Source organism: Pedococcus sp. (assembly GCF_036554925.1).
Classification (GTDB): domain Bacteria; phylum Actinomycetota; class Actinomycetes; order Actinomycetales; family Dermatophilaceae; genus Pedococcus_A.
The window spans coordinates 36,552-50,503 of record NZ_DATBMI010000047.1; the positions used below are offsets into that span (position 1 = coordinate 36,552).

General features: G+C 72.4%; 13 protein-coding genes and 3 tRNA genes. 9 read left to right on the forward strand and 7 right to left on the reverse strand.

Features of this window, described 5'->3' with window-relative positions; genetic code table 11:
- Positions 1-114 precede the first annotated feature (114 nt).
- The 4 genes from VIB11_RS03585 to orn form a co-directional block, all read right to left on the reverse strand.
- Positions 115-190: transfer RNA gene (locus VIB11_RS03585), tRNA-Lys, on the reverse strand.
- 59 nt (positions 191-249) lie between these two features.
- Positions 250-876, reverse strand: coding sequence for a copper resistance CopC family protein (locus VIB11_RS03590; RefSeq protein WP_332028500.1), 627 nt, complete (start codon positions 874-876; stop codon positions 250-252).
- Between the two features lie 113 nt (positions 877-989).
- Positions 990-1,065, reverse strand: a tRNA-His gene (locus VIB11_RS03595).
- Positions 1,066-1,193: 128 nt separating this feature from the next.
- Entirely contained in the window at positions 1,194-1,820 is a 627-nt protein-coding gene (gene orn, locus VIB11_RS03600; RefSeq protein WP_332028435.1) for an oligoribonuclease, read from the reverse strand.
- 64 nt (positions 1,821-1,884) lie between these two features.
- Between orn and VIB11_RS03605 the strand changes: the two genes are divergently transcribed.
- Together VIB11_RS03605 and VIB11_RS03610 are read left to right on the forward strand one after the other, a co-directional pair.
- Positions 1,885-3,087 (forward strand): PrsW family intramembrane metalloprotease, encoded by a 1,203-nt coding sequence (locus tag VIB11_RS03605; RefSeq protein ID WP_332028437.1) that lies wholly within the window; start codon positions 1,885-1,887, stop codon positions 3,085-3,087.
- Positions 3,088-3,097: 10 nt separating this feature from the next.
- Positions 3,098-4,303, forward strand: a complete 1,206-nt coding sequence (locus VIB11_RS03610) for a M20 family metallopeptidase (RefSeq protein ID WP_332028439.1) — start codon at positions 3,098-3,100, stop codon at positions 4,301-4,303.
- Here VIB11_RS03610 and VIB11_RS03615 read toward each other — a convergent pair.
- Positions 4,293-4,985, reverse strand: coding sequence for a 4'-phosphopantetheinyl transferase family protein (locus tag VIB11_RS03615; RefSeq protein ID WP_332028441.1), 693 nt, complete (start codon positions 4,983-4,985; stop codon positions 4,293-4,295). The two genes, VIB11_RS03610 and VIB11_RS03615, sit on opposite strands and share 11 nt — an antisense overlap.
- Before the next feature lie 86 nt (positions 4,986-5,071).
- Between VIB11_RS03615 and VIB11_RS03620 the strand changes: the two genes are divergently transcribed.
- Both VIB11_RS03620 and VIB11_RS03625 read left to right on the forward strand, forming a co-directional pair.
- A tRNA-Arg gene (locus VIB11_RS03620) sits at positions 5,072-5,145 on the forward strand.
- Between the two features lie 136 nt (positions 5,146-5,281).
- A complete protein-coding gene (locus VIB11_RS03625) occupies positions 5,282-6,142 on the forward strand; it encodes a VCBS repeat-containing protein (RefSeq protein WP_332028443.1) in 861 nt (286 codons plus the stop codon).
- Positions 6,143-6,152: 10 nt separating this feature from the next.
- Here the strand turns inward: VIB11_RS03625 and thpR are convergent, their stop codons facing one another.
- Positions 6,153-6,725, reverse strand: coding sequence for an RNA 2',3'-cyclic phosphodiesterase (thpR, locus tag VIB11_RS03630; RefSeq protein ID WP_332028445.1), 573 nt, complete (start codon positions 6,723-6,725; stop codon positions 6,153-6,155).
- A gap of 113 nt (positions 6,726-6,838) precedes the next feature.
- Here thpR and VIB11_RS03635 point away from each other — a divergent pair, with 113 nt between their 5' ends.
- The 5 genes from VIB11_RS03635 to VIB11_RS03655 all read left to right on the forward strand — a co-directional run bounded on the left by VIB11_RS03635 (position 6,839) and on the right by VIB11_RS03655 (position 13,402).
- The gene (locus VIB11_RS03635) at positions 6,839-8,554 is read left to right on the forward strand and encodes an ABC transporter (RefSeq protein WP_332028447.1); all 1,716 of its coding nucleotides are present in this window, start codon (positions 6,839-6,841) and stop codon (positions 8,552-8,554) included.
- Complete coding sequence (locus VIB11_RS03640; RefSeq protein WP_332028449.1) at positions 8,551-10,269, forward strand: GTPase; 1,719 nt, start codon at positions 8,551-8,553, stop codon at positions 10,267-10,269. Before VIB11_RS03635 ends, VIB11_RS03640 begins: the two co-directional genes overlap by 4 nt.
- 164 nt (positions 10,270-10,433) lie before the next feature.
- Positions 10,434-10,958 carry a single-stranded DNA-binding protein gene (locus VIB11_RS03645; protein ID WP_332028451.1) on the forward strand — a complete coding sequence of 175 codons (525 nt, stop codon included), beginning with the start codon at positions 10,434-10,436 and terminating at the stop codon, positions 10,956-10,958.
- Between the two features lie 136 nt (positions 10,959-11,094).
- Positions 11,095-12,777, forward strand: a complete 1,683-nt coding sequence (ettA, locus tag VIB11_RS03650) for an energy-dependent translational throttle protein EttA (RefSeq protein ID WP_332028453.1) — start codon at positions 11,095-11,097, stop codon at positions 12,775-12,777.
- 34 nt (positions 12,778-12,811) lie between these two features.
- Entirely contained in the window at positions 12,812-13,402 is a 591-nt protein-coding gene (locus VIB11_RS03655; RefSeq protein WP_332028455.1) for a GNAT family N-acetyltransferase, read from the forward strand.
- 20 nt (positions 13,403-13,422) lie between these two features.
- Here VIB11_RS03655 and VIB11_RS03660 read toward each other — a convergent pair whose 3' ends face one another.
- Positions 13,423-13,860 (reverse strand): hypothetical protein, encoded by a 438-nt coding sequence (locus VIB11_RS03660; protein ID WP_332028456.1) that lies wholly within the window; start codon positions 13,858-13,860, stop codon positions 13,423-13,425.
- Positions 13,861-13,952 lie beyond the last annotated feature (92 nt).

Genomic DNA, 13,952 nt, shown 5'->3' on the forward strand with positions numbered 1-13,952 from the left:
ACCAACCGGTGGTTCGCCCGGCGCCTGGTTGCGCAGCAGAGAGGCGGCCCGGACGCTCGGCGCGACGGCACGCCGAAGCCCCCAGCGCATCGGGTGTGCTGGGGGCTTCGTGGGTGGTGCGCCATCAGGGACTCGAACCCCGAACCCGCTGATTAAGAGTCAGCTGCTCTGCCAATTGAGCTAATGGCGCAACGGATGGAGAGGTTAGCACCAGTGTGGCCGAAGGTTGAAATCGGCTGTCCCGACGTCCTATCGGCGCCGGGGCCGGCCTCTTCCCAGGGCAACGATCCCCCCGATCACGGCGGCCGCGATGACCCCGGCGAGGGCCCAGGGCACGGCCGGCTGGGGCGTGACGCCGCGGGGCGCGGAAGCGATGGGTGAGGGCGTCCCGGACGGCGCGCCGGGTGTCGCCGTCGCGGCGGCGGAGGTCCCCGAGGGTGAGGGCGCCGGTGTGGCGGGTGCCGTGGCGGAGGTCCGTTCGAGGTGGACGCTGAACGACGCGCGTCCGCTCACCGGGTGCCCGTCCTCGCTGACCACCCGGTACGTCACGGCATACGAACCGTCGCGCAGCGCCCTGAGGGGCTGGGTCACGGTCGCCCCGGACACCGTGGGCCGCCCATCCGTCACGGTGGCCCCGGTGCCGTCGGTGACGGTGACGGCGGCGAAGCGGGTGCTGACCGGCTCGCTGAAGGTCAGGACGACCTGCGTCGGCGCGGTGGTGGCGGTGGAGCCCGACGCCGGCGCCATCGACCTCAGCTCCGTGTGGGCGGACGCGGCCAGGGCGGTGGCGAGCGAGGAGACCACGGCGAGCAGCAGGGACAGCACTGCCACCCACACCGAGATCCTGATCAGGCGCGTCTTGCCCCTGGACTCCATGAACACACCGGCATTGTCTCAGCCGGAGCGGTGAGTCCGCGGGACCGGGGTGGGCGGGTGGCCGCGGACGACGAGAGCGGCAGGCCATCTGAGATGACCTGCCGCTCTCCCGTTGGGGTGAGTGACGGGACTTGAACCCGCGACATCTGCGACCACAACGCAGCGCTCTACCAGCTGAGCTACACCCACCATGCCGACACGACCGGGTTGCCGGTCGTGCCATCGGCGGCGCCTATCGTACCTGCTCCTCAGGGGTGCTCATGACCACCCCCGGTCGACGGCGCTCCACGGTGGCCGCCGCAGCCCGACGCCCCGGCTCAGGGCTCGATGACGTGGCGTGCGGCCAGGGACTTGGCCGTGTCGCTGTCCGGCCCGGGGGCCGGCACGAACACGGCTTCCCGGTAGTAGCGCAGCTCCGCGATCGACTCCCGGATGTCGGCGAGCGCACGGTGGCCCCCGGACTTCTTGGGGGCGTTGAAGTAGGCGCGCGGGTACCAGCGTCGGGACAGCTCCTTGATGGACGAGACGTCGATGACGCGGTAGTGCAGGTGGGCCTCCAGGTCGGGCATGTCCCTGGCCAGGAAGCCGCGGTCGGTGCCGACGGTGTTGCCTCCCAGTGGCGCCTTCCGCGGCTCGGGCACCCACTGGCGCACGTAGGCGAGCACCTGGGCCTGCGCGTCCTCGAGGGTGATGCCGCGGTCGAGGTCGGCCAGCAGGCCGGAGGTCGTGTGCATGCCGCGGACGAAGTCGTCCATCTGCTCCAACGCCTCCGCCGGGGGCTTGATGACGAGGTCGACACCGTCGCCGAGCTGGTTCAGCTCGTAGTCGGTCACGAGGGCCGCCACCTCGATGAGCGCGTCGCGCTCGAGGGACAGGCCGGTCATCTCGCAGTCGATCCAGACGATCCTGTCGTTGACCGAGCGCTCCGTGGGGTTCTGTGTCACCCGGACACCCTATGGCCCGCCCCGGACACGGGCCCGGTCGCGCGGGCTCCACTAGCCTTCCGGCATGACCTGGGGACCGACGGGCCAGCAACAGCAGGGGTATGCCGCGTGGCCGCCGAGCGCGGACGGCTACGAGCCGGCCCCGGTGCCGGGGAACCCGACGCCTCGACCGATGATGCGCGGCTGGGTGATCACGGGTCTCGCGGTCGTGGGCTTCGCCGCCGCCGGCCTGGTGCTCGCCGCCTACTACGGCCTGACCCTCGGGGTCGTGACGAGCCTGCTGGCGGTGCTGCTGGCCGCGATTCCCCTCGCCGTGGTCATCCCCACCTTCCTGTGGCTCGACCGCTACGAGGCCGAGCCGACGAAGTACCTCGTCACCGCGTTCCTGTGGGGTGCCCTCATCGCCGCCCTGCTCGCCGGGCTCGTCAACACCAGCGCGCAGGTGGTCTTCGCCACGGCGACCGACACCGAGCAGGCCGCGCTGGTCACCGCGGTCTTCACCGCCCCGGTGGTCGAGGAAGCCGCCAAGGGCCTGCTCGTCCTGCTCGTCTGGCGCCTGCGGCGGCGCGAGTTCGACGGCATCATCGACGGGATGGTCTACGCCGGCATCGTCGCCGCCGGGTTCGCCTTCACCGAGAACATCCAGTACCTCGGCCTCGCCTACCAGGAGGGCGGCGAGCAGGTGCTCACCGCGGTGTTCCTCGCCCGCTGCCTGGTGACGCCGTTCGCCCACCCGATCTTCACCGTCATGTTCGGCATCGGTGTTGGCGTGGCGGCCACGAGCCGCAGCGGGATGGTCCGGGTGGTCGCCCCCGCGACCGGTTTCGCCCTGGCCGTGATGCTCCACGGCATCTGGAACCTCGCCGCCGTCACCGGCGGGGACGGGTTCATCGCTGTCTTCCTGCTCGTCGAGGTGCCGATCTTCCTGGCGTTCATCGGGCTCATCGTCTGGGCCCGCCGCCGCGAGGGCCGGCTCATCGGGCGTCACCTGATGCCCTACGCGGATGCGGGGTGGCTGAGCCCCGCCGAGGTGCACATGCTGTCGCGGATGTCTCTGCGGCGCCGGGCCCGGGTGTGGGCCCGGCAGGCCGGCGGCCGTCGGGCGCTGGCGTCGATGCGCTCGTTCCAGGACGCGGCGAGCGAGCTCGCCCTGCTGCGGCTGAGGATGTACCACAGCGCGGCCGACGCCCACGCACTGGAGGCCGAACGTCGCCTGCTCGACACCATCGTGACCCGGCGCCACGAGTTCACCGGGGCGCCGTACTAGCGTGGCGCGGGTGCGCACCCTCGAACTCGCCGCGTCACTGGCCCCCGACCTGGTCGCCCTCCGGCGGCGGCTGCACCAGGTGCCGGAGCTCGGGAACGACCTCCCGCTCACCCAGGCGCTGGTGCTCGACGCGCTCGAGGGGCTGGGCCTGGAGGTCTCGGTCGGCAAGGAGCTGTCCTCGGTGACTGCGGTGCTGCGCGGTCGAGCGGACCCGACGGGCGGCGCCGCCCGCCAGGTGGTGCTCCTGCGCGGCGACATGGACGCCCTGCCCGTGACGGAGGACCTCGACCTCGACTACGCCTCCACCCGCGACGGCCTCATGCACGCGTGCGGGCACGACCTGCACGTGGCCGCCCTCGTCGGTGCGGCACGCATCCTGCACACCCTCCGCGCCGAGCTCGCCGGGGACGTGGTCTTCATGTTCCAGCCGGGGGAGGAGGGGCCGGGCGGGGCCGACCTCATGGTCCGGGAGGGCCTCCTCGACGCGGCCGGGCGCCGTGTCGACGCGGCCTACGCCCTGCACGTCTACTCGGCGGAGTACCCGCGCGGGATGTGGTTCGGGCGCCCCGGACCACTGATGGCCGCCGTCGACGAGGTGCGGGTCAGGGTCGTGGGCCGCGGTGGCCACGGCTCGGCGCCCTTCCGCACCAGGGACCCGATCCCCGCCGCGTGCGAGATGGTGCTGGCCCTGCAGTCGCTGGTGACCAGGACCTTCGACGTCTTCGACCCCGTCGTGGTCACGGTGGGCCGGATCGCCGGCGGCACGAAGGAGAACATCATCCCCGACGACGCCGTCTTCGAGGCGACGCTCCGCACGCTGTCCGAGGAGAACCGCGCGGCCCTGCGCGAGCGCTTCGAACGGCTCGTCGCCGGCATCGCCGCGGCCCACGGCCTGACCGTCGAGGTCGACTTCACCGCCGGGTACCCCGTCACCGCGAACGACGAGGGCGAGTACTCCTTCGCCGTCGACACGATCGTCGACCTGTTCGGTGCGGAGCGGTACACGGCGATGCCCGAGCCGGAGATGGGGTCGGAGGACTTCTCCTTTGTCGCGCAACAGGTTCCGAGCGCCTACGTCAACCTCGGTGTGTGCCCTGACGACAACTGGGAGCAGGCCCCCGACAACCACTCCCCTCGGGCCGCCTTCGACGACTCGCTGCTGCCCGACGCCGCAGCGCTGCTGGCCGAGCTCGCCCTGCGCCGCGTCAGGCGGTGACGACGCGGACGGCCGCCGGCTCGTCCGCGAGCACGGCGACCGCCGCCACGTGGGTGCGGTCGGCGAGGTCGAGGTCGGCGAGCTGCACCGGCCCCGCCAGCGGGTGCTCGCCGTGCCAGGCCACCAGCGAGGCGGCTTCGGCCGGGCCGGAGACCACCACCTGACGAGGGTCGACCACCAAACCGTGGCCGGTGGCCTTCAGGACCGACTCCTTGCGCGCCCACACCAGGGCGCGGGCGCACCGCAGCTCGGGGCCGCTCAACCCCTCCAGGGCCGGGGCCTCGGACTCGTCCAGCGTCACCGCGTTGAAGCCCTCGAAGTCGGTCTCGTCGACCTCCTCCACGTCGACCCCGACCTCACCGTCCCAGGACAGGGCCACGACCGCCAGGCTCCCGGCATACGACAGGGACACCGAGAGGTCCGTGCCGACGAGCGTGGGTTTGCCGTGCCGGTGGCTCCCGCACGTGGCGCAGGTGCGCACGAACTCCACCGAGGAGGGCCTCACCCCCAGCGCGTCGCCGGCGCAGGTGCGCAGCAGCGCGTGGGCGACGACGTAGCGAGCCGGGTTGCTGCGCCGGGCGGCGCGTTCCCGCTCCCGCTCGTCGAGCACGGCCGCGAGCGCCTCGATGCCGGTCGGGTCGTCGCTGACTCGACGCCACTGGACCTCCACCTCAACCGCCACGCGCCGATCATGTCAGCAGCGGTGCGCCGCCACGAGGTCGACAGAGCCCTAGACTGTGCGCGCCGACCGGGCCGACCGGTCAGCCCGCCCCCGTAGCTCAGCTGGATAGAGCAAGGGCCTTCTAATCCCTAGGTCGCAGGTTCGAGTCCTGCCGGGGGCGCGGTTCATGCAGAACAGTGGCGCGTGCTGCGGGCCGCCTCAACATCGGCAATCCCGCCACACCGTGGCGGCGCGGTGCCTACCCTCGTAACTGTCCGCCTACGTGCAGGGCGGGTCGAGCGGCGGGGGGATGCGCCATGAAGCGGATGACAGCCAGCATCGTGTCGGGGGTCTGCGCGGCAGCCGCAGCGCTCACCACGGCCGTCGCGCCCTCGCATGCGGCGACGTCCCGCGCCGAGGGTGCGTCGTCCCAGGCGGTCTCGGCCCCGACCACCTGGTCGGTGCGGTGGGGGATGGCGGGCGACATCCCTGTGGCCAACGACTACGGCGGCGACAAGTACGCCGATCTTGCCGTGTTCAGGCCGAGCAACGGGTACTGGTACATCCGGGGGGTCGGGAGCTACCGGTGGGGTGTCAAGGGAGACATCCCCGCGCCGAGGGACTACACCAACGACGGCCGTGTCGACATCGCGGTGTACCGGCCGAGCACCGGCTACTGGTACATCCGCGGTGTCGGCAACATCAGGTGGGGGGTCCCGGGCGACATCCCGGTGCCGAAGGACTACAACGGTGACGGCTACGCGGACATCGCGGTGTACCGGCCGAGCACCGGCTACTGGTACATCCGTGGGGTCGGCACCTACCGCTGGGGCGTCCCCAAGGACATCCCCGTTCCTCGCGACTACAACAGCGACCGGCGAGTCGACATCGCCGTCTTCCGGCCGAGCAACGGTGGCTGGTACGTCCGGGGGGTCGGCACCTTCACGTGGGGTGTCTCAGGGGACATCCCGGTGGCCTCGGACTACACGGTGATGGGGCGCGCCGACCTCGCGGTCTTCCGGCCGAGCAACGGAAACTGGTACGTCCGCGGCGGGGCGACGGTCCGGTGGGGGATGGCCGGTGACAACCCGCAGCCGGGCAACTTCGGCGGCGACGGCCGGGCGGACCGCGTGGTGTGGCGCCCCAGCACCGGTGTCTGGTGGGTGCGGGTCGGCTGACCCGAGCACGTCACCGCCGCTCACCGCGCCCGAGGGGCAGCGTCGCCACCGCCTCGTAGCGGGGTCGGTTCCCGCGGCCCTCGCCGAGGTGCGAGGCGATCAGCGTGACCTCGCGGGCGACCCAGGCTGGGCCGGCATACAGCTCGAGCACGCGCAGCCAGCGGCTCGCCTCCACCGGGCGCCGGGTGCGCGCCAGGGTGATGTGGGGGTGGAAGGGGCCACCCTGGGGCGCCGCCCCCGCCTTGGCGCACACCCCCCGTATGCCGCGCGCCAGGTGCCGTAGGCCATCGCCCTCGTGCTCGAGCCCGGCCCAGAGCACGCGGGAGGCGTAGGGGTTGGGGAAGGCGCCGGCGCCCGCGAGCCGCAGTGGCACCGGCTCGTGGCGGCGGGAGACCCGGGCCAGCCGCTCGACGAGGTCGTCCAGGACGCGATCGGGGACGTCGGGCATGAAGGCCAGGGTGAGATGCCACTGCTCCGGGTCGGTCCAGCGCAGGTCGCGACCCGCCTCGCGGCGCGGCTCGAGGAACTCGGCCAGGCTCTCGACGACCTCGTCGGGCGGGACGACCGCGACGAACATCCGCATGAGGCCATTCTGTGACGTGCAGCGCCGCAGTGAGATGGCGGTCACCTCAGCGATCCAGCGGCGCACCGTGTTGCCGCACGGGATCGGGTGTCCGCTTTGGCTAGGCTTGTCGTGTGAGTGACGCAGGGGCCGACAATGCCGCCTTGCTGGACGCCGTCACGGCGTTGCGGGCCGAGGTGGCTGCCTCCAGCCTCCCCTTGCGCCTGCCCCAGACGCAGACCGCGTCGGCCCATCGCACGGCGCTGCTGAACCAGCTCGACGACTACGTCATCCCGCGGCTGTCCTCGCTCGACGCTCCTCTGCTGGCCGTGATCGGCGGCTCGACGGGGGCGGGCAAGTCGACGCTGGTCAACTCCCTCGTCGCTGCGGACGTCAGCCGGTCCGGCATTCTCCGCCCCACGACCACGAGCCCCGTCCTCGTGCACCACCCGGCGGAGTCGGCGTTCTTCGTCGGCGACCGGATCCTGCCCGGCCTGAACCGCGTCACCGGAGCTGGCAGTGCCGACGGCAACGACGGCCCGGGCACGGTCCGGCTGGTCGCCTCCGCGTCGCTGCCGCCCGGCATGGCGCTGCTCGACGCCCCCGACATCGACTCGGTCGTCTCCGCGAACCGCGCGCTCGCCGCCCAGCTGCTCTCGGCCGCCGACCTGTGGCTGTTCGTGACGACCGCCGCCCGCTACGCCGACGCCGTGCCGTGGGAGCTGCTGCGCCAGGCGTCCGACCGGGGGACCGCAGTCGCCATCGTGCTCGACCGGGTGCCGCCCGAGGCGATGACGGAGATCCGCTCCCACCTCGCGTCGATGCTGCGCGAGCAGGGGCTGTCGACGGCCCCGATCTTCGCGATCCCGGAGACGAAGCTGACGCCGGCGGGGCGCCTCCCGGAGGAGCACACCGTCCGCCTCAAGTCCTGGCTGACCGCCCTCGCCAGCGATGCCCGCGCCCGCGCCAGCGTGGTCCGGCAGACCCTGACGGGCGCCCTGGACTCACTCGACAGCCGCACCGCCGAGCTCGTCGAGGCGAGCATGGCCCAGGACGAGGCCACCTCGGCCCTGCGCGCCGCCAGCGAGCAGGCCTATTCCGACGCCCTGCGCTCCGTCGAGTCCGGGATGACCGACGGCACCCTGTTGCGGGGCGAGGTGCTGGCCCGCTGGCAGGAGTACGTCGGCACCGGCGAGTTCTTCCGGCAGGTCGAGTCCACGATCTCGCGCATCCGCGACCGCATCACCTCCGCCGTCAAGGGCGACCCCGCCCCCAGCTCGGACCTCGGTGAGGCGCTGCAGACCGGCGTGGCTGCCCTCGTCTCGGCGCACTCCCAGGCCGCGGCCAGCGCCGGCGCCCGGGCCTGGCGCGCCCTGCCCGGCGGGGCCGAGCTCATCGCGGCGCACCCCGAGCTCGCCAAGCCGTCGCCGGGGCTCGACCCCGCCATCGCGCGGATGGTCCGGGACTGGCAGGGCGGCGTGCTCGAGCTGGTGCGCTCCGAGGGCCGGGACCGACGCACGACCGCGCGCATCGCGGCATACGGCGTCAACGCCATCGGCGTCATCCTCATGCTGGTGGCCTTTGCCCACACCGGCGGGCTGGTCGGTGCCGAGGTCGGCATCGCGGGCGGCACCGCCGTGCTCGCGCAGAAGGTGCTCGAGGCGATCTTCGGCGACCAGGCGGTGCGTGAGATGGCCGCCAAGGCGCGGGCGCAGCTGCTCGACCAGGTCGAGGAGCTGTATGCCGGCGAGCGCGCCCGCTTCGAGGCCGCCATCCAGGGCGTGGAGATCAAGGACGGCCAGGCCGTGCGCCTGGCCGACGCAGCAGCAGCGGTGAAGGCGGTTCGATGAGCCCGGTGAAGATGGGCAGCAGGCAGGTCAAGGGCATCACCGCCGAGGATCTGACGAGCAAGGCGTCATCGCTGCGCGACGCCCTCGAGGCCGGCGGGGACCAGCTGGACCGCAAGCAGACCTCGGCCGGCGCGGAGATCGTCGCGAAGGTGCATGCCCGCACCGCCCTGCGCGGTGGCCACACCGTCGTCGCCCTCGCGGGGGCGACGGGCTCGGGCAAGTCGAGCCTCTTCAACGCGCTGGTCGGCTCGTCCGTCGCGACGGTCGGGGCCAAGCGCCCCACCACGTCGAAGCCGACAGCGGCCGTGTGGGGCCCGGAGAGTGCGACCGAGCTGCTCGACTGGCTGACGGTCGGGCGCCGGCACCGCGTGGAGGGCACCGACGGCGGCGCCGTGGACGGTGGGGCGCCCGACGACGCCGAGAGCTCGCCCGGCTCGCCGGGCTCGCTTGAAGGACTGGTGCTGCTCGACCTGCCGGACTTCGACTCCCGCATCGTCGAGCACCGCCGGGAGGCTGACCTCATCCTCGCCCTCGTCGACGTCTTCGTCTGGGTGACCGACCCCCAGAAGTACGCCGACGCGCGGCTGCACGACGACTACCTCGCGGCCCTGTCGATGCACGACGCGGTCACGGTGGTGGTCCTCAACCAGGCCGACCGCCTGACCCCGCAGGGTGTCTCGGAGGTGACCGCCGACCTCGTCCGGCTCGGCGAGCGCGACGGCATCCGGGGGCTGCAGGTCTACGCGACCTCGGCCAGGACCGGGCAGGGCCTCGACGAGCTGCGGATGCGGCTCGCCGCCGCCGTCGCGGGCCAGAACGCCGCGAGGTACCGCCTCGCCGCCGACATCAAGTCGGTCGCCTCGCACCTGCGTTCCGACGTGGCGGACACGGAGCCGTCCCTCAGGGAGGCCGACGACACCGAGCTGGTCGACTCGCTGTGCCGGGCTGCGGGCATTCCCACCGTGGTCGCCGCCGTCGAACGCGACTACCGCCAGGAGGCGTCGGCCCGGACGGGGTGGCCGCTGACCCGCTGGGCCCGCTCGCTGCGCCCCGACCCCATCAAGCGGCTCCGGCTGTCCAAGGGCGACACGGACGACAGCGCTGCACTTCCCGGGGTCACGGCTGCTGACGTGCGCGGCATGCTCGGGCGCTCGTCGCTGCCACCTGCCACCCCGGCGGCCCGCGCCTCGGTGGACGTCGCCACGCGACGCCTCGGGGAGCGGGCCGGAGAAGGCCTTCCGACGCCCTGGGCCGAGGCGGTCGCCGATGCCGCGACGCCGCCCGGGCCCGACCTCGCAGACGCCCTCGACCAGGCCGTGCTGAAGACCCCGCTGCGCGCCAGGGACCCGTTGTGGTGGACCGTGTTCGGCGTCGCCCAGACGGTCCTGGCCCTGCTGACCGTGGTCGGGCTCGGCTGGCTCGTGCTGCTCGGCGTCGCGGGATGGCTGCGCCTGCCCGAGATCCGGACCCCGTACGTCGGTGCGCTCCCCCTGCCGACGCTGCTGCTGGTCGGTGGTCTGCTGCTGGGGCTCGTGCTGGCGGCGGTGTCCAGGCCACTGGCACGGTCCGGCGCCAGGCGGCGGGCCGCACTCATCAACGAACGGCTGCGCTCATCGGTCGCCACGGTCGCCAGCGCGCACATCGTGGCGCCCGTCCGTGCGGTGCTGGAACGGCACGCGCAGACCCGTCGCAGCCTCGACGCCGCTCGCAGCTGAGCCGAGGGCCGCTGCGGAGCCGAGGGTCGCGCAGGCCGTCCCTCGTGCACAGGCCGGCCGGGCCATGCCCCACCGTCCACAGGCCGGCTGGCGGCCCTGCCACCGGCCGGCCTCGCCGGACCACTCTTGGTCGCACTCCCCGAGGGGGGAGACAGACCAGAGAGGTGAACGCAGTGAACGAGATCTACGTGACGGTGGCAGGGCGCCTGGTGGCCGACCCGGAGTCCCGCACCACCAAGGGCGGGGGCGTGCCCTTCGCCGCCTTCCGGCTGGCGTCGACGGTCCGGCGGGTGAACCGCCAGACAGGGGAGTTCGAGGACGCCGCGACGAGCTTCGTGAACGTCACCGCATTCCGCTCCCTGGGGGCGAACCTGGCGAACTCCCTGCGCAAGGGCGACCCTGTCGTCGTCCACGGGCGGATGCGGGTCAACCAGTGGCTGCGAGCCGACGACACCCCGGCGACCTCGGTCGAGATCGATGCCTACAACGTCGGTCACGACCTGTCGTACGGTACGACCTCCTTCACCAAGGTCACCCGCGCCCAGGTGGACCGCACCGACCGGATGTCGGACGACAACGTCCAGGCGGTGCATGCCAGCTTCGAGCCGGTCGATCTCGAGACGGGGGAGTACCTCGTGCGGGACGGCGACGAGGCCCCCGCTCCCGTGGAGGACCTCGCCAGCGCCTGACGCGGCTCGGGACGAGCGGCCTGCGCGGCCCGTCCCGACGCCGCCCGACGCGGCCCGGCGCTCGGCGCGGCGCGCGGCCGGTCGGCAGGCGAAACCAGATTCGGGCGTGGGGGTCCGGCCAGATAGCCTTGCCCCCATGCCCGAGTTCATCTACGTCATGACCCGCGCCCGCAAGGCGCACAACGAGAAGGTCATCCTCGACGACGTCACGATGTCGTTCTACCCCGGAGCCAAGATCGGCATGGTCGGTCCCAACGGGGCCGGCAAGTCGACCATCCTCAAGATCATGGCGGGGTTGGACCAGCCCTCGAACGGCGAGGCCTGGCTCGCGCCGGGTGCCACCGTCGGCATCCTGCTGCAGGAGCCACCGCTCAACGAGGAGAAGACCGTCCTCGGCAACGTCGAGGAGGGGCTCGGCGAGATCAAGGAGAAGCTCGACCGCTACAACGCCATCTCCGCGGAGATGGCCGAGCCGGACGCCGACTTCGACGCGCTGATGGCTGAGATGGGCAAGCTGCAGGAGGACATCGACCACGCCGACGCGTGGGACCTCGACTCCCAGCTCGAGCAGGCCATGGACGCGCTGCGCTGCCCGCCGCCGGACGCCGACGTGACGGTGCTGTCCGGAGGGGAGCGGCGCCGCGTCGCGCTGTGCAAGCTGCTGCTGAGCAAGCCCGACCTGCTGCTGCTCGACGAGCCCACGAACCACCTCGACGCCGAGTCGGTCCTCTGGCTGGAGCAGCACCTCGCGAACTACCCCGGCGCCGTCATCGCCGTGACCCACGACCGCTACTTCCTCGACAACGTCGCCCAGTGGATCGCCGAGGTCGACCGCGGCCGCCTCTACCCCTACGAGGGCAACTACTCCACCTACCTGGAGAAGAAGGCCGAGCGCCTCCAGGTCCAGGGCAAGAAGGACGCCAAGCTCCAGAAGCGCCTCAAGGATGAGCTCGAGTGGGTCCGCTCGAACGCCAAGGGCCGCCAGGCGAAGTCCAAGGCGCGCCTGCAGCGGTACGAGGAGATGGCGGCCGAGGCCGAGCGCACCCGCAAGCTCGACTTCGAGGAGATCCAGATCCCGCCGGGCCCACGCCTGGGCTCGACCGTGATCGAGGTCAACGACCTCAAGAAGGGCTTCGGCGACCGCGTCCTCATCAACGACCTGTCGTTCACCCTGCCGCGCAACGGCATCGTCGGCGTGATCGGCCCCAACGGCGTGGGCAAGACGACGCTCTTCAAGACGATCGTGGGCTTCGAGGGCCCGGACTCCGGCTCGGTCAAGATCGGCGAGACGGTGTCGATCTCCTACGTCGACCAGAACCGCGGCGGCATCGACCCGAACAAGAACATCTGGGAGGTCGTGTCCGACGGGCTCGACCACATCAAGGTCGGCCACGTCGAGATCCCCTCGCGGGCCTACGTCTCGCAGTTCGGCTTCAAGGGCCCGGACCAGCAGAAGAAGGCCGGGGTGCTCTCCGGTGGTGAGCGCAACCGGCTCAACCTCGCCCTCACCCTCAAGCAGGGCGGCAACCTGCTGCTCCTCGACGAGCCCACCAACGACCTCGACGTCGAGACCCTGGGCTCCCTCGAGAACGCCCTGCTCGAGTTCCCGGGGTGCGCCGTGGTCATCTCGCACGACCGCTGGTTCCTCGACCGCGTGGCGACGCACATCCTCGCGTACGAGGGAGACGAGGAGGACCCGAGCAAGTGGTACTGGTTCGAGGGCAACTTCGAGTCCTATGAGGCCAACAAGGTCGACCGCCTCGGTGCCGAGGCGGCCCGCCCGCACCGGGTCACGTACCGCAAGCTGACCCGCGACTGACCTCGGAGCACCCGCCCCACACGGGACACCGGGAATGAGCGACGGCGTCGTCCACGTCGAGCCGCTGACCGCGGCTCGCTGGGACGACGCCGTCGTCGTCTTCGGCACCCGCGGTGACGCCGCTCGCTGCTGGTGCCAGTACTTCCGGCTCGAGCCCGCCGCCTGGAAGGCGTCCACGGCGGACGCCAACCGGCGACGCCTCGAGCGTGAGGTGGCCGCCGAGCCGCCGCCGGGACTCCTGGCCTACCTGGACGGGACGCCCGTCGGCTGGCTGGCGCTCGGGCCGCGACCGGCATACGCCCGACTGTCCTCCCGCCGCGCGCTGGCCCGCGCCCCGGGGCCGGACCTCGACGACGGCGACGTCTGGTCGGTGACCTGCTTCGTCGTGCGGGTCGGCCACCGCGGCCGCGGGGTTGCCACCGAGCTCCTCCGGGCGGCACCGGCCTTCGCCAGGTCCCACGGTGCGCGGGCGCTGGAGGGGTACCCGGTGGACACCGAGGCGAGCGGCAGGAGGTCGAACGCCGAGCTCTACCACGGCGTGGCGTCGACCTTCCGGGCCTGCGGCTTCGAGGAGGTCGCGCGCACCTCACCGACCCGTCCGGTCATGCGCCTCGCGCTGGGCTGAGCACCGGGCACGGGTGGGCGTCAGGAGCCCAGTGCGGGCCAGTCCCGGCGGGCGGCGACCACGAGGAACACCAGCACCGGAACGCTCCAGATCCAGAACCCCCAGCCGAAGAGCATCAGCGCCACGTGGAAGGCGATGACGCCGACCCAGCCGACCCTGGCCCACGTGCCGCCCGCGAGGAGCAGCAGCCCCAGGGTGAGCTCGCCGGCCATGACCACGAGCCCCCAGGCGGACGGGCTCGCCATGAACACCTCGGCCCAGGCATCGCGGACGAGGGGGACCAGTGCCGCGTCGGCGAAGTGACGGTAGACCTGGGCATCGGCGGCCACCATCCCCAGGTGGACGCCGGCCGTGAACAGGAAGAACGAGCCGACGAACCTGCGAGCCAGCCCGGTCCGGCGTGCCGCCCGTGCCACCGGGAGGACCGGTGTGGCGACGTTCCCGGCGTGTGCAGCCATCTCCTCCACCTCCACCCCCATGCTCCGAGCCGCCGCGGCGCCGTGGGGAGGGGCCTAGGTCCTGAGAGCGCGGCCGGGACGGGCCCTGACGG

Excerpts from the sequence above, each read along its gene's own strand:
- VIB11_RS03640 (WP_332028449.1), top strand. The coding sequence starts at position 8,551 with ATGAGCCCGGTGAAGATGGGCAGCAGGCAGGTCAAGGGCATCACCGCC.
- VIB11_RS03660 (WP_332028456.1), bottom strand. The coding sequence starts at position 13,860 with ATGGCTGCACACGCCGGGAACGTCGCCACACCGGTCCTCCCGGTGGCA.
- VIB11_RS03625 (WP_332028443.1), top strand. The coding sequence starts at position 5,282 with ATGAAGCGGATGACAGCCAGCATCGTGTCGGGGGTCTGCGCGGCAGCC.
- VIB11_RS03655 (WP_332028455.1), top strand. The coding sequence starts at position 12,812 with ATGAGCGACGGCGTCGTCCACGTCGAGCCGCTGACCGCGGCTCGCTGG.
- ettA (WP_332028453.1), top strand. The coding sequence starts at position 11,095 with ATGCCCGAGTTCATCTACGTCATGACCCGCGCCCGCAAGGCGCACAAC.
- thpR (WP_332028445.1), bottom strand. The coding sequence starts at position 6,725 with ATGCGGATGTTCGTCGCGGTCGTCCCGCCCGACGAGGTCGTCGAGAGC.
- VIB11_RS03590 (WP_332028500.1), bottom strand. The coding sequence starts at position 876 with ATGGAGTCCAGGGGCAAGACGCGCCTGATCAGGATCTCGGTGTGGGTG.
- VIB11_RS03605 (WP_332028437.1), top strand. The coding sequence starts at position 1,885 with ATGACCTGGGGACCGACGGGCCAGCAACAGCAGGGGTATGCCGCGTGG.